We start from the raw sequence: 19,053 nt of genomic DNA on the forward strand, positions 1-19,053 counted from the left end.
CCATCGATTGAATGAGGTTGGCGAACGCGATTGCTTAGACGTGCCGCCGCGCTCGCCGACAAATTCGCGAGAACTCGAATCGGCCTACGCGGCGGCGGAGTCTGCTCCGTGTCCGGGGGCGCCACCGGACACCAGCACACGGACTTGCGCGGCTAACCACTGGCCCAGCCACAGTCCGTGACACCTACTCACCGCGTGCTCGCACGCACGACAAGCAAGGGTTTGCCATGTCCACTACAGACCACGGTCCGGACGTCCCGCAGCCGACGGAGGCGCAGTCGGCCCAGACCCCGGAATCACCGCGCGAGTCCCCCGCCAGCCGTTCGCGCAGCGACCGTGCCCTTCCCTGGGCCCAGCTGGGCGTCGGCCTGCTGTGCGCCGGCACCGGCACCATCGTCGGGCTCTCGGGCCACCCCGAACTGGGTGCCGCCATCGCCGGCGGCGTCGGCATCAACGTGACCGTCAACATCGACCGGCAGTAAGACGCGGGTGTCCCGCCGGACTGAGCCGGCGGGACACCCCTGCTGAAGGGGCAGGGAAGTACAGCACGGCAGAGCCCCGGCCACGCTGCGCACCGCCCTCCCCGGCAGAGGAAGAGGACCTCTTCCTTGTGTACAGGAAGAGGTGTCGACTGCTGCGTACGGATGCCCACGAGCACTGACCTGCGGTGATGCGCACGGTTGCCCAGAGGGGGTGGTACCTACCGCGGTACCGATTGCGGTACCACCGCCGTTGCCGACCCCGGATCGCTCCCCCAGTCCAGGGATCCGACCCCACGTGGCCGCTTCACGACGAGGGCCCCGTGCGCGGTGCCTCGGGCCCCTCTTCGTGCGGATGCCCACGGGAGGCAGTCGAGGGAAGCGGCGGTTGACCTGCAGAAACGGCGTGGCTGGGCAAGCAGTCGGGCAAGGGGTGGTGCGGATATTTCACGGCACGTGATCCGAGAGGAGCAGTGCCGTGAACGACCGCCAGGGCGCCTTTTCGCGTCTGACCACCGAGTGGGCGTGGGTGTGCGCCAAGCAGGACAACACCGACGTGATCTTCGGGTGGCTCGCCGACGCCGGCGTCCTCACCGCGACGGATGTTGCTGGTCTGGCGGGCCTGGAGGAACTCCTGCCGGTGATGCAGGAGCGGGACCGTGCGCAGGGGCGGGCGCAAGGTGACCTGTGGCTGGGTGCTCTGCTGCGCCAGGCCACGGCGGAGGGCGCTGCGGCGCGGGTGGTGGTGCAGACGATGCTGCCGTCGGCGCGGCGTACCGCCACGCGGCTGCTGCGCTCGTACGGGCGGCGGTACGACGAAGTGGCGCAGGCCGTGATCGCCTCCTTGTTTCAGGTGGTGCGCAGCTACCCGCTGGCGCGGCGGCCGCAGAAGGTCGCCGCGAACCTGGCAATGGAGACGCTGCATCTGGCCTCGCGGGAGCTGCAGCGGGAGTGCGACGCGGTCGGTGAGGAGTTGCATGAGGAGGTTGCCGTCGCCGAACAGCTCGAGGCCGACGCGGCTGCCGATCCGGTGGCATGTGCGGAGGTGGCGCTCCTGGCCGAAGCGGCCGCTGCCTGCGGGCTGGTGACCACCGGGGACGCGGGGCTGGCTGGGGCGCGCGGCGAGATGATCGAGCTGCTGGTGTGGGCGCTGGGCGAGAAGGTTTTGGCCGAGGACGGAGTCCGGGCCATCGCAGATCATTATCGGGTCGGGGCTCTGCCGGACCGGGAGGCGGCGCGGGCGGCCGGTGTCGCGCCGGCTGCGTGGCGTCGGCGGCGGAGCCGGGCGGTGGAGCGGCTGCGTGATGCCGCGCCGGAGTGGTTGGCGCAGGCGGCCTGAAGGGCTCCTGGCTATCGCGTCGTGTGAGCAGTTTTCCGTGCCTCTCGGCCGCTGTGTGGCCGAGAGGCACTTCACTGTTTGTCGTCACTCCATGTGTTGATGTCGCCGCCGCGCCATTGGGTGCGTTCGGGATCCTCGACAGCGAGCTGGGCTGGTTCCAGGCCGGCTCGGCGCAGGCATGCCGCAAGATCGTCCGTGCTGTAGGCGATGCCGAGGATCGTGCCGTCGATCGATACACGTCGACCGTCGGTCGGGCTGACGGGATGCACGATCACGGGAGGACGCTTCTTCACAGTCCCCACGGTGGGCCGAGCGCAGCCGCCGCGCACATCGATCACCGCCAGTCGGTTCGAAGGCCTCCGTCGAGTCTGGGGGAGGCTCGACCGAGTGCCGCAGAATGACCGCGCAAGTGGCCGGTCATCCCCATCTGAAGGCGTCTGGTGGCGGCGGATGCCCAGGGGCAGGCCGGTTGACCACATGCTTGCCCAGCGCGGATTCCCGCAGGTCAGGCCACTGCTGCGACCGGTCACCCGTGGACGCCCGGTGATGACCGGTCAGCGTGCGCACCGCGGTCGGCGGGCGCCGGCGGTCGTGACCGACCGGCGGCGTAGCGGTCATGACCGGTGACCGATGCAGGGCGATCGGTCACCGGTCACCGCACCGGTCATGGGGCCGGCATCGGTCACGGAGGGGCGGTGACCGGTCGGGGCCGTGACCGGTCTGGCTGACCGGTCATGGGGCTGCGCGGTCCTACCGCCGAGCCACGCAGCGGCCCCCGGGGCTCGGCGGACCCGCGTCGGAATTTCTCTCGTCTCGCTGTCACATCTGGGCGCTCGCGGGTCCTTGTTCAGGGTGCGCGGCGCAGTGGGCGCCGGGCGGTGCCTGGAGAAGGGGTGGTTGCGGTGCGTAATCGGGATGCCGGGCTCGGAGAGCTGGGCGGGAATGAGCAGGTGCTGGTGGAGGCGCGGCGGCGGGCGCTGCGGTTGGCGGTCGCGCTGGTGAAGGAGCCGTTCACCGCGGGCACGCTCGCCGCCTTGCGGACGTACCTGTCGCAGTACGCCGAAGGGGCGCACGCCGCGTTCGTGGCGCTGCAGCGGCAGCCCGAGGCGGCGCTGTTGCAGCGCATCGATGAGCTGAGCGGTGGCACCGCCGGGAGCCGGTCGTGAGGTGGCGCCGTACGACAGCGGAGGCACCGGCCGCTCCAGAGGTGGATCTCGTGGAGTCGGCGGAGACGGGCTGGGCGACCGCGTCGACAGGCGCGATGGCGAACTGGACGGCGCTCATCCGGTGGGGTGCGTGGGCGCTTCTTCTGGGCGGGCCGCTGCTGGGCGGGTGGGCGATGGCGTCGGCCGGCGCGACCACCGTGACGCCGGCACGCGTACAGCCGGCGCGGCTGGTCAGTGAGGACGCGGTGGGGTCGGCCGGTTTCGCCGAGCAGGTCGTCGCCGCCTACGTACAGGCCGGCCAGGAATCGGGCAAGGAGCTGGCCGCTTTCTACCCGCCGGCCGCGGACCTGACGTGGTCCCAGGAGGGCGGGGCGCAGCGGGTGGAGTCGACGTCGCCGGTGCGGGTGCGGAAGGTCGCGAGCGGCTATTGGTCGGTGACGGTCGCCGCGCGCGTGACCGACGAGGACGGGGCGAAGAAGAAGGCGGCTGCCGGCGGGCTGCGGTTCTTCCAGGTGCCGGTCCGCGCCGAGGGGGTGCGGTGGGTGGCGGCCACGCTGCCGGCGGAAGTCGCCGCTCCCACCGGCGGGAGGGTGCCGGAGCTGGGCTACGGGGTGGAGAGCGCGGCTGTGCCCTCCGACCCGGCGGTGCAGACCCTGCAGGCGTTTTCAACGCCTACCTGACGGGCCGTGGCGAGCTGGACCGCTATCTCTCCCCCGGCACCGCGCTGCGCCCGGTCTCCCCCGCGCCGTACGCCTCGGTGGGCCTCACGTCCGTCGCCGAGCACGACGGCAGCCCGGCCGAGTCGGGCCGGCGACCGGGTGAGGGCGAGCGGCGCCGGCTCTTGGTGGAGGTCGAAGCCGGTGACCGGCGGGGCGCTGTGCGGCCGATGACGTACGCGCTCCAGCTGCGCGGGCGGGATGGCCGGTGGGAGGTCGCCGCCCTGGAGGCCGCCCCCGCGCTGAAGACACCGAGCAACACGCAGAAGGAAGGAGCAGGCCGGTGACCGAGCTTGTGCAGCTGGCAGGGATCTTCGATGACGCCACCGCCCTGGGCCAGCAGGCCATCACTTTTCTGAAGGTGATCGTGCTGGGCGGCATGTATCTGGTGTCGATCGCCTGGGTGTGGGGGCAGACCAAGTCGATCGTGAAGGCCGCGGTCGCGGCGCTGGGCGGCGCGGCGGTGCTGGCGCTGGTGTGGAACATGACCGCGGTGCGGGACAAGATCGGCGAGGACCTGAAGAACCCCGGGGCCGCTCCGACCGCCGTCGTCCGCGTGGTCGACCTCGACGCCGAGGCCGGGGGGAAGCGGTGAGCGCCGCGGGCGAGGACGAGGTGCTGATCGGCCGCTGCTACACCCGGGCCCGCCGGCATCCGCTCGTGATCGGCAACTGGCCGGGCGGGGGCCGGATCTGGGGCGGTCCGTACACGGTGCCGCAGGTCGTGGTCATGGCGGTGACGTTCACGCTGCTGCTGCTCACTCGCTCGCTGTGGGCGCACTTCGGGCTGCTGGATGTGCTGCCGCTGTTGGGGGTGCCGTACGGGCTGGCGTTGGCCATGCGGCGGGTGCACGTCGATGGGCGCAATCCGTTCGCGGTGGCTTCCAGCGCGTCCGGGCTGGCGCTGGCGGGGCCGGCCGGGCGCGGGTCAGTGAGCGGCTTGGCGGACCTTCTCCACCGCCTGCGCGGTCAGGTCCTCCACCAGCTGCCGGTCATCGCCGGTGTCGTTGAACAGGGTGACGTTGACGACGTTGGGGCCGATCCGGATGAGGTACTCGTCGATGCGCGTGCCGTTGATCTTCATACGGACACCCACCGTTTCATCCCCCCGCTCGGGCGCGCTGAGCACGCCATAGGAGGTGTCGTACGTCCCGTCCTCGGTGTGGTCCTTCACGCCCGCCTCCGCGGTGCAGTACCGCCGCAGCTGGCGCGCCGTCTCCAGGTCCTGGCGGGCGCCCCGCTCGCTGCCGTAGATGCTCAGCCCGGTCATGAACGCGCTGCCGGTTGCGCTGTTGTCCAGCTTGCGGGAGCCCCCGCCCGTCGTCCGCGCGTTGTGGTGGGACTGGGCGACGGCCCGCTCGCAGTTCGGGTCATCGGCCCGCAGGTCGTCCTTGATTCCGGCCGGCTCCTCCGACCATGTCAGGTCCTCCTCCGTCGTCGACCAGCCCTGGGGCAGGTCGCCGGGGGAGAGCAGCGCCGCGCCGACGTCCTTTTGCGTCAGCGGACGCAGCCCGGCGGGAGCGGCTGTTGCCCGCGCGGACTCGATCCCGGCCTCGGCGGACGCCCGCCCGGCGGGTCCCCCGCATCCGCTGGCGGAGAGTGCCAGCACCGACACCGCTCCCACCGCTATGACCGCCCGGCTCCATCTGCGCCACAACATGCTGTCTGTCTCCTCCCGTTGGTGGCGCTGAGGCTACCGGCATTGATCGCCCTGGGTGTCGATCGGCCTGTGCTCCCGCTCGGCGGTCCCGGCGGACGACGTAGGCTCGCCCGGATGAACGTGGACATCGAAGAGTGGGCCCGCGGGGCGCGCCCGGCCCTTCGGGCGCTGATTGAGGAGCTGGGCGGCGACGTTGCTGCCTTCGACGCCGATCCGCGGACGGCCGAACCCGTGTTGGACCGGTTCCTCGCGCGTCTGCCCTGGCAGGAATTCGAGGCGGAGGACTGGGGCTGGCTCGCCTCCCAGCTGGTCGCCTACCTCGCCGAGGTCCTGCGCCATGAACGCGGGGGCACCTGGCAGGCCGTGCAGGATGCGGCAGCGCCCGACGGCTGGCGCCCGGTCGTGGCGGTGGGCGAGGGGGCCGCCCGGCACGTCGACCTCTCCGCCCTGGTGTACCAGGAGCTGCATCCCGTACCGCAGCGCCTGCCGCGCATGGTCGCCCGCGCCCTGGCGCTGGCCGACGAGCCTGCGCCCCGCTGAAGCGCTGTCCTCCCCGCCGCCCGCGGCGCTGTCAGTGCTCGTTGTGATCATGTCTGCATGAGTCACAACATCAGCTTCAGCACCGCCGACAAGCACGACGTGGCCGCCTTCATCGGCAACCGCGATCTGACCTCCGAGCAGCAGCGCCTCCTCCGCCTCATGCAGGAACGGGCGTGGGCGCAGCAGGACGACCTGGATCGTCAGGGGGTGGACTGGGGCCTGCCGATCCCCGTGGCCCTCGATCACCTCATCGCGGGCCGGGCCGACGCGGAGGGCCGGTGTGCCGGGAACGCCTACCGCACCGCTCTGCAGCTCGTGATCGACCACAATGCCTCGGACCCGGACCACCTGGGCACCTTCTCCAAGCCCGCCACCTTCTTCTCGCTGCTGGACGAGGAGCTGCAGCGGCTCGGCGTCCCGGCGGAGCTGCTGCCGTACGGCTTCCTGTACGCCGGGCCGCCGCCGGAGATTCCGCTGTCCCTCCCGTGCTCCCTGGACGGCTACCCGGAGATCGGCTATCTGCCGCTGGAGAAGGCGGGGCCGGCCGCCGACGCCTACACCGCCGTCCTGGACCGCCTGGACCCGGACTTTGCCTACGACCTCAAGGTCCTCATCGAGAAGCTGCGCTTCGAGGACGAGAACTGGCGCGAGGCGAGCGCCCGGCTGGACTGGTACACCCAGGACACCATCTTCTTCTCTCTGACCTGAGTGGTGCCGCTGTCAGTCCCGCGAGGCGCCGAGGGGCCACACCACATCCACCGGTACGCCCATGCGCCGGGCGTACGCCACGACGTCCGCCGTGCCGCCGTACCCGCGGGCCGGCTTGCCGTCCCAGACGGCCACCAGCCGGTCCGCCAGGCCGACGAGGATCTCGCTGCCGGCCATGTGCGCCTGCGACGTCGACTCCTGCATGCCGGTGGAGTGCACCTCGACGGCCTGGGCGAGCAGCTTGTCGTAGGTGGCGTGGTGGGACTCCGGCAGCCCGGACCGGTACTGCTCAGCGGGGACCACCACTTCGATCCGGCCGCCGTGGTCGAGGACGGCCTCGGCGAACCAGGCGTCGGGGCCGTCCGCGATGCACGACAGCCCGGTTAGGACCGCCGCGTCGTACTGCTGCACCTGCGCGGCCAGTTCGCCGCGGATCAGTCGCTCAACCCGGGCCGGCAGCCCGCGATGCCCCGTGATTCCCAGTCGCATCGCTGCTCTCCTCTCCCGCTATGGGGGTAGGCAGTCATCGAACTCTCGCACTACGCGCGGCGGAGTGGCGGATACGTGCTTGTGTCGCTTGCCTGGAGCCTTGTGCTGTGCATTCGGCCGCTCGTGCCGTCAGGCGGCCGTGTTCGGTAGGTCGCGGAGCAGCATGAGGTAGGTCGGAGCGTCGGCGAACGGCTGCTGCTCACCGACGGCTCGGTAGCCCCATTCCTCGTAGCGGCGGCGGACGCCTTTGTGGGTGGCGTCAACGAGCAGGGTGGCTCGTTGTTCCGTCCGTGCTCCCAGGAGCTCCTCGTGGATGCGGTATGCCTCGCCGGTGCCCCGCCAGGGAGGTCGGACCATCAGTTCGAAGACCGCGAAGGTGCGGTGGCCGTTCTCGGCGGTGAAGTCCTGCGGCAGGGGGTTGGTGGCGCTGTCCCACCACCGGGACCCGGCGGGCAGGGGGGCGCCGAGTGCGTAGCCGGTGACGTCGCCGTCGGTCGTACGGCCGAGGGCGGCTTCCCATCCGTCGAGCTCGGCGTACATGTCGATGCGCTCAGCGAACCGGACGACGGCGTGGAACTCCTGCTTCTCGTCCGCGTAGACCTCGCGGTAGACCTCGAGCAGCAGTGTTCGTATGTGGGGGTACTGGGGGCGCTGGACGTGTTCAAGGCGAGGGGACACGGTCCTCCTATGGGGCGTCGGGCGCGGTGCGCTGAAGCCAGTCGCGGGCAGCCGGCTCCTGCGGGGCCACGGCCGTGAGCCGGGTGCGGAAATCGCCGAACAGGCCGCGGATGCGGGCAGAGGCGGGGGTCGGCCCGGCCAGGGCGGCTGCCTGGTCCGCCGTCGTGCACGCGCGGGCCACGTCGCGTTGCTGTACCTGGGCCAGGGCCAAGGTGAGTGTGTAGTAGATGCGGTTGCGCAGCAGTTCCGGGCGGAGCAGGGCCAGGGCGTGATGCGCGCGGTACTCGGCGACCTCGGGCTGGCCCAGGCGTCCGTAGAAGATGGCGGCCAGGCCGTGCACCTCGGCGGCGTCGTAGAACCGCATCCAGGCCGGCCGGGGCCGGTCATCTGCACGCGACAGGGCCTGCTCGGCGTAGCCGAGTGAGCGCAGGACTGCTTGTCGGTCGGGGGTGCGGGCGTGGCAGGAGGCGGTGCGGGCGTGGGCGAGGGAGGCGTAGAGCGGGTCGGTACGCGCGGCGCGGGAAGAGCGGGCGGCGCCGCCGCGGCGAGGGCGTCGGCGGCTCGTCCGGTCTGGGTGGCGAGCATGCTGATGTTGTGCCAGGCCCGCAGTTCGGTGTCGGGGTCGCGGGACATGCCGGCCAGTGCCAGTGCGGTGTGGAGGTAGCCGGTGGCCCGCTCGGTGCCGTGGCTGTCGATCGCGGCCCAGGCCGCGGTGGTGTTCGCATCCGCGGCCAGTGCGTACAGCGCGCCGCGGCCCCGGGCGGAGGCAATCCGGCGCTGCAGCAGATCGTGGGCTTGTGCAGCCCGCTGTAGCGCCTTCTCCTCCAGGGAGCGGCTGCCACCGTGGGTGTCATCCCACTGGGCCAGCTCATCGATCCGGGCGCGCAGGCGGGCCACGTCGCTCATGCCGACCGCGGCAGGGGGCGTTAGGGCTGCTGCGCCGGCAGCAGCGAGAAAGGAACGGCGACGCACATCGTCCTCCTCCGGGGCGGCACCTCCTCGGGGCACGAACCCTAAGTCGCCGATGGCCTGGCCGGTGACGAGTTCGATGGCCAGACGTACCCGGGTCTGCGGCCACCGGGTCTACCCCGATAGCCACCGGTAGGTGGTGCGGTCCGTGGCGCTGCCGCGCCGCCCCGTGATCTGCTCCAGAGCGGTGTTGACCCGCTCAGCCAGCTCAGTTCGCGTGACACCGTGCTCGCGCATCCAGGCGTCCAGAGCTTCATTCCTCGCCCGCTCCATGGCCTCACGGTAGGACGAACCGGGACAGGGCACAGGCAAACGAACAGTCAATTCGTCAGGGTCTACGCGGTCTGCAGCCACCCCTTTCGTCATGACCGGGAGCGCCTTGGTGACGGTTAACTGGCTGTACGACGTCGACTCGTCCCCAATTTGGGCGTCCGTCCCGTTGTGGCGTGCGCGGAGACGGTCGACGCGAGCCGCCGGGTGCCACGGGAGAGAAACCGATGACCGACATCGCCGACAACCTCAGCTCGACGAGCCCAGCGCCCGCTCCATACCCGGCACACCCAATGGCGATCAAGATTCCGGACGAAGAACGAGAGCCAACTGATGCTGATGCCCTTGCCAAGCTCGGAGGGAAGCTCCGGGCACGCATTACGGCCTTGCTGCCCGAAGTCCGAGCTCAGTTCAGCGATCTGCTGACCGGGACGTTGGAGTGGGATCGCACATTCAGCGTCCTGGACCGCATCGCCGACCGGGCCAAGCAGCCGCCGGCCGCCACAAGACAGGGACAAATTGTGCAGTTGGACCAGCTAAGGCGGGATTACAGCTGGCTTCTCGACCAGCTGCCGGGAGCGGAGCGGTGAGCCCGGACGTGCAGCGGCAGATCACATACCTCACCTGTGTTGCCGCCCTGTTCTTCCTGCTCGCTGTCGGCATCCTCGGGGGCGGACGTGGTTGAGCCCTACGTCGCTGATGCCCTGTACGCGCCCGTTCCGCTGTCAGCGGGACAGGCTCGGGCATGGGTCGCTGACAAGCTGCACCAGCTCGCGCCCCTGCGCTGCGCTCCCGCCGGCCTTGCCGAGTGCGTCTCCGAACTGGTGACGAACGCAGTACAGCACGGACCCGCTGGGTACGACTTTCGCGTTCGCTTAGAGGTCAGCGAAGTCGACGTGCGGTTCGGAGTACATGACTTCGGCCGCCGCCTACCGCGTATCTGCCGCCTCTGCGAGAAGAACCACGAGGCCGAGCACGGACGCGGCCTGATCATCGTCCGGGAGTACGCCGATGCATGGGGCGTTGAGTCGGACCCCCGGGGCGGGAAAACGGTGTGGTGCCTGTTCAAGACCGGTATCTACGCCGCCGGTGTGGCGCGGTTGGATGCCGCGTACCGGCGCGCGCCACTGGCGTAACGGCAACAGCAAGTCCTGTCATGTGCGGCCTGCCACGGTCCCGGCCCGGGCGAGTCCTTGCCCTTGGTGTTACTGGGCTATGAGCATCACTCCCCAATTGGGGAGTCGACTTTCCAGGTCCGTTTCTGCTGCACCCCGTAGCGGCCCGTGCCGATGCCCTGGAAGCCCGGCCCTAGCCCCCGCCGCTTCGGCCGGCGCCCCGCATCACGCGGTGCGGGGCCGCCGCGTCGTCCTCCGGCGCGTGGCCTTCCACGATGATGCCCAGGCGCCGACGGGCGTCGGTGGTGGCGGCCGCGACCGCGGCGAGGGCCTGCGCGAGTTCCGGCCCGGCGCCGCCCAGGGCCTCGGTGAGAGTGTCGATCGCGTCGAGAACGTCCTCGGCGGCCGCCGTGCTCCAGGCGTTCGGGCTTACGAGGTCCGCGAGGTGACACGCGCTCTCGATGCTCTGCTCAGCGGCCTGCTCCACTCCGGGCCCGGCCTGCGCGCGGCCCGGATGCTCGGCGGCGGTATCGCGCGCACCGGGCGGGCGGTGGGCTGGGCCACCGGCGGCAGTGTCCGCGCCGGCGCCGCGCTGGGCAGGGTGGGGCTGAAGTCCACCCTCGGGCTGCCGGTGTACGGGCCGCGCGCCGCCCGCCGGGTCAGTGCCGCCGCCCAGGCGCTGCCGGAGAAGGCCACCAGCGCCGCCAGCGAGCTGCGCGAACGCCTCACCGCAGCGCGGGAGATGTACGAGCCGCAGGTGCGCAGCTTCGGCGAGGAGTACTGGCGCGGCATCGGCGGCAACTGGATCGCCGCCCGCGTACGCCGCGGAAGCGCCGCCACCCCGCCCTCCCCACCGCGGCGGCCTGCGCCGGTCCGGCCGGGCAACCCGCGACCCACCCCTACTGCTTCGGCACCTCGCGGCCGCGCGCAGCTGGTGCCCCGCCGCCCGGCCACCCCGCCGGCTTCCTCCCGGCAGGCTGACCTGCAGCAGCGGCTGCACCGGATCAGGACCCGGAACGCGGCCGCACGCCCGCCAGCACCACCGACGCCGCCCACGCCGCCGGCGCCGAGGCCCCGTACGACCGCCCCGCGGCCCCGGCCCGGGCGGAGGCCTTGATGAGCGGCACGATGAAGGCCGGCCTGTTCCTCGGAGGCGTACCGCTGGCGCTGCTGGGCGTGCTTATCTGCTTCATCGGCGCGGTGGCCGGCGGCGCCGCCGGCCACCAGGCCTCCGCCCAGAGCGCCTACGCCGGGGCCCGGCCCGCCAGCCAGGCCGCGAAGGACGACATCCCGCCGCAGATGCTGTCCCTGTACCGGCGGGCCGCGCCGACCTGCCCCGGGCTGGACTGGACGGTGCTGGCCGCCATCGGGAAGGTCGAGACCGACCACGGCCGGCATCCCGCCATGCGCGGCTCGGCCGGCGCCGTCGGCCCGATGCAGTTCCTGCCGTCCACGTTCAAGGGGTATGCCCACCCGGTGCCGCCGGGCGGTGCGAACCCGCCCACGCCGTGGGACCCGGTCGACGCGGTCTACGCCGCGGCCCGCATGCTGTGCGCCCACGGCGCCCGCGACAGCAAGAACGTCTACAAGGCCGTCTTCGCCTACAACCACGCCGACTGGTACGTCCGCAAGGTCCTCGCCCAAGCCGCCCAGTACGCCGCCACCGGCCAACAGCAGCCTGTCCCAGACGACGGCTCCGCGCACGGCACCAAGGGCGAGAGGGCCCTCGCCTTCGCCCGCGCTCAACTGGGCAAGCCCTACGTCTGGGGTGCCACCGGCCCCGACACCTATGACTGCTCGGGGCTGGCCCAAGCCGCCTGGAAGGCAGCCGGCGTCTCCATCCCTCGCACCTCCCAGGTCCAGCGCACCGCCGGCCGCGCCGTGCCGCAGTACCAGATGCGACCGGGCGACCTCATCGTGATCAACAACGACGGCGGCTGGGGGCACGTCGGTCTCTACGCCGGAGGCAACCGCATGATCAACGCCCCCAAGCCCGGCAAGACGGTGGAGGAGACCGATCTTGGGTACTGGCGGCAGTTCCCGTGGTCGGTGCGGCGGGTGGCGTAGCCGTGTCGTACAGACCGGGTGGGCATCCGGCTGCCCCCCGGTCATCCGTACTGGTCAGAGGTGGGCAAGCATGCGGTCAAGCCCCGCTGAGGAGAGTGGCGAAGGCGGTGATCACCGCACCGTGCCGCATCTTCCGGGAGGACCCATGCTCTTCATCTACCTGCTGTTCGGCGCCCTGGTCCTGCTCTCCTACAGCAGCCCCACCGACCGGCTCACCGGGGAGACGCCGGCCACCGGCGGCGACATCCTGATCGCCATCATCGCCTGGTTCGTCGTCCTGCCCATCTGGCCGCTCGCCGCCGGCTGGCGCGCCTGCACCACCGTGCGCGACTGGTACACCGTCGCGAAGCGGCCCGAGGCGAACGCCGCCCGCGGCGGCGGGCACCGCCGTCAGGTGATCGTGTAGCGCGCGGGCCAGCGGCACAAAGTCCTCCACCACCCGAGCGAATCCTCCTTCGCGGCGACCCCGGCGTACAGCCGTAGTCGTCGCGAACTCGCTTTTGCCCTTGTTCTGGCTAAGAGAGCGGCGCGTTAGTTTCCCGCCCGATTCCCTCTACGGAGCGGCCTTTGGCAGCCGACACCGGGCCTGCCCGGTGCTGGTGCGCCACGTGATGGGTGGCCGTGGACTACTTCTCCAGGACCGTGATGAGCCGGGCCAGTGCCGGCAGGGCGGCGGTAAGTGCCTGACGGTCGGCGTCCGGAAGTTCGTCGATGGCCAGGGCGAGGGCTTCCGCGCTGGTGCGGTCGTAGCGGTCGAGCAGTTCAAGGGCGGTCTCTGTGGGCGTGAGGACCACTGTCCGCAGGTCGGACGGGTCAGGTGCGCGATTGACCAGTCCGGCTGCCGTCATGGCCTTCACCAGGTTACTGACCGTCGAGGGAGCAATGCGCAGCCGGGCGGCGGCATCGCGCGTACCGAGGGGGCCTTCGGCGGCCAGCGACCGCAGCAGTTCGATCTGCGCCTCGGGCAGGTCGGGCAGCCCCTCCGTTTTGCGGGTCGTGCGGAGCACCGCGCGGCGCAGCGGCCCGAGGAGTCGGCTGAGTTCGAAGGCGGTGTCAGGCATGGCGTCATTGTGCCGAAGGTTTCGTTTTGACACAAAGTTATTTTGAGGCAAAATGAAATGACGGAGACCGTTGAGACCAAGAGTGGCCGCCGAGCACGGAAACGGAAGAGGAGCACCACCATGACCACCACAATCGAGAACCCCGTTCCTGAACAGGACCTCTCCGGCGCCGTGGGGCACCGCTTCCTCTACACCTACGCCAACGGCTGGCAGTACGAGATGTACGTCAAGAACGCCACCACCATCGACTACCGCATCCACACCGGCATGGTCGGCGGCCGCTGGGTCAGGGATCAGAAGGTCGACCTGATCATGCTCACGCGCGGGGTCTACAAGGTCTCCTGGAACGAGCCCACCGGCACCTCGGTGAGCGTCACCCTCGTCCCGGCCGAGCGCGTCCTGCACGGCGTGATCTTCTTCCCGCACTGGGTCGAGGAGTACCCGCAGCGCACGGTCCTCTTCCAGAACGACCACCTCGACAAGATGCACGCCTTCCGCGACGCCGGACCGACGTACCCGATCTTCACCGTTCCCGAGTTCGCGAAGATCACGTGGGATGAGTACGTAGGCGAGGACAACGAGGAAGCGGTGGCCACCGCCCCGGACCAGCTCCCCGCAGGCTGGGCCGACCGCACCAACTGACCGCCCTCGCTGCCCCTGAGGACCCCGTCGCTGCACCTGGTGAAGCCGTCAGATCGGTTCGTCTGCAAGGAGGTCCATGAGCAGTGCGTCCCGGCCGGTCACAGGCTCGCCACGTCAATCCCCGCCTGCTCCTCGCCGCTGCCTTCCGCCTGCCACAGGTCGTAGTCGATGTGGTGGCCGCAGCCGGCGATGCGGTTCGCGGTGTAGGTCAGCAGCCGCTGGGGCGGGACAGTCTGCAGCGGACTGTGGTGGATGAACCCGCCGCCCATCCGCGAGCAGAGGTCCGCGTAGACCTCGGTGTGCAGGACGAGCGCCTGCCACCCCTGCTCGACAGGCCGGGACGGTACGAGGTGTGCCTTCGGGTCCTCGACACGGGTGGCCAGCAGTGCCAGCGCATTGGTCAAGACTCGATCGGCCATGGACTCCCCCGTACGCATGCTGCGGCGCAGCGTCTCTCGTACGTCAAGGAGATCGGACGCAGCGAGCAGGTGGCGGGCCAGGGCAGGCATAAGCAGCTCCAATCGGTGCAGAGGAAGGGGTGCAGGGGCCGACCGCCGGAAGGACGGCCGCCCCCTCCCGCGCCGCCTCGGCGGGGGCGGGCAGCGGCGCGGGGACTTGGGGCTTCAGCGGGTGAGCAGCGCCAGGTAGACGACGGCCGCGATGCCGAAGCTGAGGGTGAGGGCGTAGAGGGGGCCGGCAGCGCACGCGAGGAGTCGCCAGACGTGTCGTAGGAAGCGCACGAGGTCAGCCACGGCCGATCGCCCACCCCAGAGTCACGATGAGGGCCACGAGGGCGAGGGTGTATGCGGCCTCGGCTCGCTGCTCGGGGCTCACCGCTGGGCCTCCTCGTGCTCGGTCAGGAGCCACTCGCAGTCGTGTGCGAGGGTGCGGACTTGGATCTGGTCGGCCAGAGGGCCGCGCCCCAGGCCGTGCCGAAGCTGATGCTCGATCAAGTCGAGGCGGGTCGCTCTGCCGTTCCAGTCGGTGCTCCCTCGCCAGAGGCGGTCAACAGCTTCACGGACGTCGAGGAGCAGTAGCCCGATGTGCCCGCGCAGCATCTGTTCAAGCTCGGCAAGGGTCAGCGCGTCCGCGCGCTGCAGTCGGCTGTTCCTGACTCGCATCAGGGTGTGCCGGATCCTCTCCTTATCGATCGGCAGGCTGTCGACGTCCTGCTCGACTGCGGTTCGGCCCCGTGGCTCGCCGGTGGTCACGGCCGACTCACCAACCGTGCAGCGGCGTCTTCCACCGCGGCCCGCAACGCGTCAGCGGACGTGGTCCAGTCGCTGTCTCCTGGGCAGACGCGCCAGAACGCGCCCGGCCCGGCCGACCAACGCAGCGGCGGCACAGCCACCGTGCCGTCCGAGAGCACCTGCCCGCCGGCCACCGGCCACCCGGCCGCCGCCCCTGGGGCGACCAACCAGTACAGGCACTGCGCATCGTCGATGACGGCGCCGCACCGTGGCCCGAGTATGACGACGGCTGCCAGTCCCACCGCCCGGTCCACGCCGACAACGTCCCAGGTGACGCCTACCTCGTAGGAGAAGCCATCAGGGACGGCGTACGGACCAGGTGTCGGGTGCATGGGGCGCTCCTCACGCTGCGGTGTGGCCCTACTTTCGCTGCACGGAAGAGCGGTAGCGAGGACTTCTAGAGGGCATTTCAGCGCCGCAGAGGGGACTTTTACAGTGCCAGTCGGGTGACTGCTGGCCACCATTAGGACTTCGGGTGACACTGCTGCTGTCCCAACAACAGAGGAGGACGCGTGCCGCGGCCCGCAGGCAACAATCGTCTCAAGGCAGCCCGCATGGCAGCGGGTTACCACTCGCAGCAGGCCCTCGCCGACGCCCTGAACGTCGGCGTTCGTCAGGTACGCCGCTGGGAGTCGGAGAATCCTCCCTGGCCGCATCCCGAGGTGCAGCAGCGCCTGACCAGCCTGCTCGGCCAGGACATGGAAGCGCTCGGTTTCACGATCCCTGCCGGCCGGGATCACCCGGCCCTGCTTCGGTCCGGTGTGGGCGCGCCCGCGGCCGGCGCGGGCTTGGCCACTGTTCCCGCGCAGTCCGTGGGCGCGCTGCAGCCGGCGTCGGTGGCCACGCACTACGAGGCCATCACACGCGCCCACCGGCACTTGTACTGGTCCGTGGCGCCCGCCGCCTTGCACCCCACCGTCCTCGCGCACACCGCCCTCGGGTGCGCTCTGCTCGCCGAGACCGCGGGGCAGACCCGCCGGATCGTGGGCGCTGCGCTCGCCGAGTCCTATCTGCTCGCCGGGCGGATCGAGTTTTCGACCTACGGGACCCCGACGCCGCAGGCGCCACCTTCCTGCACGCGCTGCAGGCCGCGGGCGAGGCCGACGACTCGCTGCTCGGGGCCGCGATCCTCGCGCACACCGCGTTCATCCCCGGGTGGGCGGAGCAGCGGGACGCCGCGGCGGAGCGGATGGTCGCGGCCCGTACGTACGCGCGCCGCGGTCATGCCTCCGCCGAGTTGTGGGCCTGGCTGGACGCCGTCGAGGCGGAGTGCGAGACCCGGTGTGGCAACATCCGCACCGCGCTGCATCTGATCTCTCATGCGGAGGACGTCCTCGCCGACGGCAGCGAGCATGCGACGCCTGCGTGGCTGGACTGGTTCAGCGCCGTGCGGTTGGCAGCTTTCAAGAGGAACACTCAGCTCAAGGCCGGGCACCTTCCTCAGGCGCGGACGACGCTTCTGGGTGCCCTGGACGGGCTCAGCGCCACGGAGGACAAGCAGCGCACAGTGGTCCTCGGCGACCTGGCCGCCGTCGAGGCCTCCTCCGGTCAGCCGGAGGAGGCGTGCCGGTACGCGTGCCTCGCGCTCGACCAGTTGGAGAGGACCTGGTATGCCACGGGCATGGACCGCATACGGGAGGTGCGGCGGTCCCTGGCCCCGCACCAGCACGAGCAGTGCGTGCGGGACCTCGATGAGCGGCTGTACGGGTGGGCGACGACGGTCAGCGCGCTGAGTCGTTGAATGTGGCGATCAGGTCGGGCAGTTCGAGGAGGCTCTCCACCCGGAACGTCGGGAGCGTCTGGGCTTCCTCGGTCCGCCACTGGATCGTTGCCCACGGCCCGCGGTGGACCAGCGCGGTGTGCATGCCGGCTGCGGCCCCCGGCCGGAGGTCGTTGTCGACGCGGTCCCCGACGTAGAGGATCTCGTCCGGGGCGAACGGGGTGACCTCGGCGACGCGCTCGAAGAACGCGATGTCGGGCTTGCTGGCTCCCCAGTCGTCGGAGGTGCCGATCAGGTCGACGTCCTTGGTGAACAGCTCGCGGAGGATGCCGCCCGCGCGGACGGTCTGGTTGCCGGCGATGCCGAGCCACAGGCCCGCTTCCCGCAGGGCAGCGAGCGCGGGTCGGACGTCCGCGTACAGGTCCTCTTCGCCGAAGTGTTCCGGCTGGCCGGCGACCGCGCGCTTCTCGCGTTCGGCGTACAGGTCGAAGCCGGGGCGGAACTCCTGGAAGACCTCACGGTAGTCGCGCCCTTGCGCGATCACGGCCCCGAACATGGCGTGGAAGGTGTGGCGGGGCACGCCGAGCCAGTCGGCCCAGGTGCCGTACTCGCGGGTCTCGTCCACGAGGCACTCGCCGACGTCGAACATCGCAGCGCGAATCATGCCGCCACCCTACTGACCAGCACCGGTGCCAGGGTGGCCGCGGCACCGTCAGCATGATCGCCCCGTGAGTGCTGCTGACGGGGTGCCAGCAGAGGTCGGCACGTTCCTCACCGGCAGGCCGCCGGGCAGCTGCGCACGTATGGCGTCGCCACCTGGTCCGGCTTCACCGAGGGCCTCTTCTCCGTCCCGCAGCTGGACCGGCTGGCGGCCGAGGCCGCCGGCAGCCGGGCGCACCATCTGCGGGCCGTGCAACTGCCCGTCAGCCTCGTCCAGGCCGACGCCCTGGGGCAGGCGCTCGAGGGACGCGGGCCGGTCGCGGCGGCGGCCGCGCGGGGCTGGGAGGTGTTCGCCGCAGCCCCGCTGCACGGCGGGGAACTGGTGCAGGCCGCGACCGACGAACTCGCCGCGCTGCTGCGGCCGGGGCTGTCCGTGGCGCAGGCGTGTCTGCTGGCGGCCGCCTCGTGCCCAGGGGTCTCGCGCGTGCTGGTGTCGGCCTCGACTGCGGCACACTGGGAGGCCGCCCGGGCCGCGCTGGAGCAGCCGGCCATTCCTCCTCCGATCCTGCGGAAGGTCTGCGATGTACTCGCCCCCCACCACGAAGGCCGATGAACAGCGCGCACTGGCCGCACAAGCCGAGGCCGCCGCGACTCTCGGTGTCACGGTCGACGGTCCACGGTTGTGGGGGTATCAGGGCCGCACTCTCGGTCAGCAGGCTCAGCATTCAGAGTTCGGGGCGTGCTGGCTGCGGCTGATCTCCGCGCCCGCCGAGCAGGCGGGCGGGAAGCTGTGGGAGGGCACCGCCCAGGCCGCCGAAGCCTTTCCCACCGTGCACAAACCCGCCCTCCGCGGGATGTACGACGGGGCGGTGCGGGACGGGCTCGCCTACCGAGCCGAACTCACCAGCTACATCGACGAACCCGTCTGCGTGCCGGAGCCGGTGCTGGAGCGGGGGCTGGAGCTGCCGGAGGGGTGGTGGAAGTCGCTGCGCACCGACCTGGAGACCATCTCCGCGACACCGACCGAGCGGGTCGCGGTGCGCCGGCAGTGGATCGAGCGGGCCCTCCCCCAGTACGCCGGCGTCCCCGCACCCGACGAGATCACCTGGGCGACCGCGCACGGCGACTGCCACTTCGCCAACCTCACCATGATCGGACCGGTCCTGCTGGACTTCGAAGGGTTCGGCCTGGCCCCGGTCGGCTACGACCCGGCGCTGCTGTACGCCTACTCCCTCCTCGCCCCACAGACGGCGGCCCGCATCCGGGAAGAATTCCCCATCCTCAATACTCCTGCCGGCCACACAGCGCTGCTCGTCGTCGCCGCCGACCTCCTCCAATCCGCCACCCGCGGCGACCACCCCCAACTGGTGGAACCCTTGCGCGCCCTCGTGGCAGCAGCGACAGGCTGAGCGGGGCAGGAACGCGGCAAGAAGCATCGGTTTACCCACCCGTTTACCAGAAGACACGAGGCTCCCCGGGTCTGTACGATCTTGTATCGAAGATCAACATTCCCGCCCCTGACCAA

At 70.9% G+C, this 19,053-nt stretch carries 29 protein-coding genes and 1 pseudogene; 17 read left to right on the forward strand and 13 right to left on the reverse strand.

Annotated features, from left to right (window positions below; all coding sequences use genetic code 11):
- Positions 1 to 227 precede the first annotated feature (227 nt).
- Together ACIGQF_RS31290 and ACIGQF_RS31295 are read left to right on the forward strand one after the other, a co-directional pair.
- A complete protein-coding gene (locus ACIGQF_RS31290) occupies positions 228 to 482 on the forward strand; it encodes a hypothetical protein (RefSeq protein ID WP_399717235.1) in 255 nt (84 codons plus the stop codon).
- A gap of 475 nt (positions 483 to 957) precedes the next feature.
- Positions 958 to 1,818: a hypothetical protein gene (locus ACIGQF_RS31295; protein WP_399717237.1), complete on the forward strand. Its 861-nt coding sequence runs from the start codon at positions 958 to 960 to the stop codon at positions 1,816 to 1,818.
- A 71-nt stretch (positions 1,819 to 1,889) separates the two neighbouring features.
- Here the strand turns inward: ACIGQF_RS31295 and ACIGQF_RS31300 are convergent, their stop codons facing one another.
- Positions 1,890 to 2,093 carry a hypothetical protein gene (locus ACIGQF_RS31300; protein ID WP_399717238.1) on the reverse strand — a complete coding sequence of 68 codons (204 nt, stop codon included), beginning with the start codon at positions 2,091 to 2,093 and terminating at the stop codon, positions 1,890 to 1,892.
- A 627-nt stretch (positions 2,094 to 2,720) separates the two neighbouring features.
- On the opposite strand from ACIGQF_RS31300, the gene ACIGQF_RS31305 reads away from it, so the two are divergent.
- From ACIGQF_RS31305 to ACIGQF_RS31320, 4 genes are all read left to right on the forward strand, one after another.
- Positions 2,721 to 2,984, forward strand: coding sequence for a hypothetical protein (locus tag ACIGQF_RS31305; RefSeq protein WP_399717241.1), 264 nt, complete (start codon positions 2,721 to 2,723; stop codon positions 2,982 to 2,984).
- Positions 2,985 to 3,034: 50 nt separating this feature from the next.
- Positions 3,035 to 3,664, forward strand: a complete 630-nt coding sequence (locus ACIGQF_RS31310) for a conjugal transfer protein (protein WP_399717244.1) — start codon at positions 3,035 to 3,037, stop codon at positions 3,662 to 3,664.
- A 77-nt stretch (positions 3,665 to 3,741) separates the two neighbouring features.
- Positions 3,742 to 3,987, forward strand: coding sequence for a hypothetical protein (locus ACIGQF_RS31315; protein WP_399717246.1), 246 nt, complete (start codon positions 3,742 to 3,744; stop codon positions 3,985 to 3,987).
- Entirely contained in the window at positions 3,984 to 4,295 is a 312-nt protein-coding gene (locus ACIGQF_RS31320; RefSeq protein ID WP_399717249.1) for a hypothetical protein, read from the forward strand. The genes ACIGQF_RS31315 and ACIGQF_RS31320 overlap by 4 nt, the downstream gene beginning before the upstream one ends.
- Before the next feature lie 37 nt (positions 4,296 to 4,332).
- On the opposite strand, the gene ACIGQF_RS31325 is transcribed toward ACIGQF_RS31320, so the two are convergent.
- Complete coding sequence (locus ACIGQF_RS31325) at positions 4,333 to 4,539, reverse strand: hypothetical protein (protein WP_399717251.1); 207 nt, start codon at positions 4,537 to 4,539, stop codon at positions 4,333 to 4,335.
- Positions 4,540 to 4,627: 88 nt separating this feature from the next.
- Positions 4,628 to 5,359, reverse strand: coding sequence for a hypothetical protein (locus tag ACIGQF_RS31330; RefSeq protein ID WP_399717253.1), 732 nt, complete (start codon positions 5,357 to 5,359; stop codon positions 4,628 to 4,630).
- Positions 5,360 to 5,473: 114 nt separating this feature from the next.
- On the opposite strand from ACIGQF_RS31330, the gene ACIGQF_RS31335 reads away from it, so the two are divergent.
- The gene (locus ACIGQF_RS31335) at positions 5,474 to 5,899 is read left to right on the forward strand and encodes a hypothetical protein (protein WP_399717255.1); all 426 of its coding nucleotides are present in this window, start codon (positions 5,474 to 5,476) and stop codon (positions 5,897 to 5,899) included.
- 57 nt (positions 5,900 to 5,956) lie between these two features.
- Complete coding sequence (locus ACIGQF_RS31340) at positions 5,957 to 6,607, forward strand: hypothetical protein (RefSeq protein ID WP_399717257.1); 651 nt, start codon at positions 5,957 to 5,959, stop codon at positions 6,605 to 6,607.
- Positions 6,608 to 6,619: 12 nt separating this feature from the next.
- On the opposite strand, the gene ACIGQF_RS31345 is transcribed toward ACIGQF_RS31340, so the two are convergent.
- From ACIGQF_RS31345 to ACIGQF_RS31355, 3 genes are all read right to left on the reverse strand, one after another.
- Entirely contained in the window at positions 6,620 to 7,096 is a 477-nt protein-coding gene (locus ACIGQF_RS31345; protein WP_399717261.1) for a hypothetical protein, read from the reverse strand.
- A gap of 129 nt (positions 7,097 to 7,225) precedes the next feature.
- Positions 7,226 to 7,774 carry an N-acetyltransferase gene (locus ACIGQF_RS31350; RefSeq protein WP_399717264.1) on the reverse strand — a complete coding sequence of 183 codons (549 nt, stop codon included), beginning with the start codon at positions 7,772 to 7,774 and terminating at the stop codon, positions 7,226 to 7,228.
- A 7-nt stretch (positions 7,775 to 7,781) separates the two neighbouring features.
- Positions 7,782 to 8,138, reverse strand: a complete 357-nt coding sequence (locus tag ACIGQF_RS31355; RefSeq protein ID WP_399717266.1) for a hypothetical protein — start codon at positions 8,136 to 8,138, stop codon at positions 7,782 to 7,784.
- Between the two features lie 1,102 nt (positions 8,139 to 9,240).
- Between ACIGQF_RS31355 and ACIGQF_RS31360 the strand changes: the two genes are divergently transcribed.
- Both ACIGQF_RS31360 and ACIGQF_RS31365 read left to right on the forward strand, forming a co-directional pair.
- Positions 9,241 to 9,603, forward strand: a complete 363-nt coding sequence (locus ACIGQF_RS31360) for a DUF6415 family natural product biosynthesis protein (RefSeq protein ID WP_399717267.1) — start codon at positions 9,241 to 9,243, stop codon at positions 9,601 to 9,603.
- Positions 9,604 to 9,690: 87 nt separating this feature from the next.
- Positions 9,691 to 10,149: an ATP-binding protein gene (locus ACIGQF_RS31365; RefSeq protein WP_399717269.1), complete on the forward strand. Its 459-nt coding sequence runs from the start codon at positions 9,691 to 9,693 to the stop codon at positions 10,147 to 10,149.
- 172 nt (positions 10,150 to 10,321) lie between these two features.
- On the opposite strand, the gene ACIGQF_RS31370 is transcribed toward ACIGQF_RS31365, so the two are convergent.
- Entirely contained in the window at positions 10,322 to 10,615 is a 294-nt protein-coding gene (locus tag ACIGQF_RS31370; RefSeq protein ID WP_399717272.1) for a hypothetical protein, read from the reverse strand.
- Here ACIGQF_RS31370 and ACIGQF_RS31375 point away from each other — a divergent pair.
- From ACIGQF_RS31375 to ACIGQF_RS31385, 3 genes are all read left to right on the forward strand, one after another.
- Entirely contained in the window at positions 10,574 to 11,245 is a 672-nt protein-coding gene (locus tag ACIGQF_RS31375) for a hypothetical protein (protein WP_399717275.1), read from the forward strand. The two genes, ACIGQF_RS31370 and ACIGQF_RS31375, sit on opposite strands and share 42 nt — an antisense overlap.
- On the forward strand, positions 11,245 to 12,195 hold the full coding sequence (locus ACIGQF_RS31380) for an NlpC/P60 family protein (RefSeq protein WP_399717278.1): 951 nt from the start codon (positions 11,245 to 11,247) through the stop codon (positions 12,193 to 12,195). The genes ACIGQF_RS31375 and ACIGQF_RS31380 overlap by 1 nt, the downstream gene beginning before the upstream one ends.
- Positions 12,196 to 12,340: 145 nt before the next feature.
- Positions 12,341 to 12,601 carry a hypothetical protein gene (locus tag ACIGQF_RS31385; RefSeq protein ID WP_399717280.1) on the forward strand — a complete coding sequence of 87 codons (261 nt, stop codon included), beginning with the start codon at positions 12,341 to 12,343 and terminating at the stop codon, positions 12,599 to 12,601.
- A gap of 220 nt (positions 12,602 to 12,821) precedes the next feature.
- Here the strand turns inward: ACIGQF_RS31385 and ACIGQF_RS31390 are convergent, their stop codons facing one another.
- On the reverse strand, positions 12,822 to 13,256 hold the full coding sequence (locus ACIGQF_RS31390) for a MarR family winged helix-turn-helix transcriptional regulator (RefSeq protein ID WP_399717284.1): 435 nt from the start codon (positions 13,254 to 13,256) through the stop codon (positions 12,822 to 12,824).
- 120 nt (positions 13,257 to 13,376) lie between these two features.
- Here ACIGQF_RS31390 and ACIGQF_RS31395 point away from each other — a divergent pair, with 120 nt between their 5' ends.
- Positions 13,377 to 13,898, forward strand: a complete 522-nt coding sequence (locus ACIGQF_RS31395; protein WP_399717286.1) for a phenolic acid decarboxylase — start codon at positions 13,377 to 13,379, stop codon at positions 13,896 to 13,898.
- A 98-nt stretch (positions 13,899 to 13,996) separates the two neighbouring features.
- Here ACIGQF_RS31395 and ACIGQF_RS31400 read toward each other — a convergent pair whose 3' ends face one another.
- The 4 genes from ACIGQF_RS31400 to ACIGQF_RS31415 form a co-directional block, all read right to left on the reverse strand.
- Complete coding sequence (locus ACIGQF_RS31400; protein ID WP_399717290.1) at positions 13,997 to 14,317, reverse strand: hypothetical protein; 321 nt, start codon at positions 14,315 to 14,317, stop codon at positions 13,997 to 13,999.
- A 204-nt stretch (positions 14,318 to 14,521) separates the two neighbouring features.
- Positions 14,522 to 14,650 carry a hypothetical protein gene (locus ACIGQF_RS31405; RefSeq protein WP_399717293.1) on the reverse strand — a complete coding sequence of 43 codons (129 nt, stop codon included), beginning with the start codon at positions 14,648 to 14,650 and terminating at the stop codon, positions 14,522 to 14,524.
- A gap of 78 nt (positions 14,651 to 14,728) precedes the next feature.
- On the reverse strand, positions 14,729 to 15,109 hold the full coding sequence (locus tag ACIGQF_RS31410) for a DUF6415 family natural product biosynthesis protein (RefSeq protein WP_399717296.1): 381 nt from the start codon (positions 15,107 to 15,109) through the stop codon (positions 14,729 to 14,731).
- Positions 15,106 to 15,480 carry a hypothetical protein gene (locus tag ACIGQF_RS31415; protein ID WP_399717298.1) on the reverse strand — a complete coding sequence of 125 codons (375 nt, stop codon included), beginning with the start codon at positions 15,478 to 15,480 and terminating at the stop codon, positions 15,106 to 15,108. The genes ACIGQF_RS31410 and ACIGQF_RS31415 overlap by 4 nt, the downstream gene beginning before the upstream one ends.
- A 222-nt stretch (positions 15,481 to 15,702) precedes the next feature.
- On the opposite strand from ACIGQF_RS31415, the pseudogene ACIGQF_RS31420 reads away from it, so the two are divergent.
- Positions 15,703 to 16,889 (forward strand): annotated as a pseudogene (locus tag ACIGQF_RS31420) (transcriptional regulator).
- Here ACIGQF_RS31420 and ACIGQF_RS31425 read toward each other — a convergent pair.
- On the reverse strand, positions 16,870 to 17,532 hold the full coding sequence (locus tag ACIGQF_RS31425) for an HAD family hydrolase (RefSeq protein ID WP_399717301.1): 663 nt from the start codon (positions 17,530 to 17,532) through the stop codon (positions 16,870 to 16,872). The pseudogene ACIGQF_RS31420 and the gene ACIGQF_RS31425 overlap by 20 nt on opposite strands.
- Positions 17,533 to 17,778: 246 nt before the next feature.
- Here ACIGQF_RS31425 and ACIGQF_RS31430 point away from each other — a divergent pair, with 246 nt between their 5' ends.
- A complete protein-coding gene (locus ACIGQF_RS31430) occupies positions 17,779 to 18,141 on the forward strand; it encodes a hypothetical protein (protein WP_399717304.1) in 363 nt (120 codons plus the stop codon).
- Positions 18,110 to 18,937, forward strand: coding sequence for a hypothetical protein (locus ACIGQF_RS31435; protein ID WP_399717307.1), 828 nt, complete (start codon positions 18,110 to 18,112; stop codon positions 18,935 to 18,937). Before ACIGQF_RS31430 ends, ACIGQF_RS31435 begins: the two co-directional genes overlap by 32 nt.
- Positions 18,938 to 19,053 lie beyond the last annotated feature (116 nt).

This window comes from Streptomyces sp. NPDC053560, assembly GCF_044544605.1.
Classification (GTDB): Bacteria; Actinomycetota; Actinomycetes; order Streptomycetales; family Streptomycetaceae; genus Streptomyces.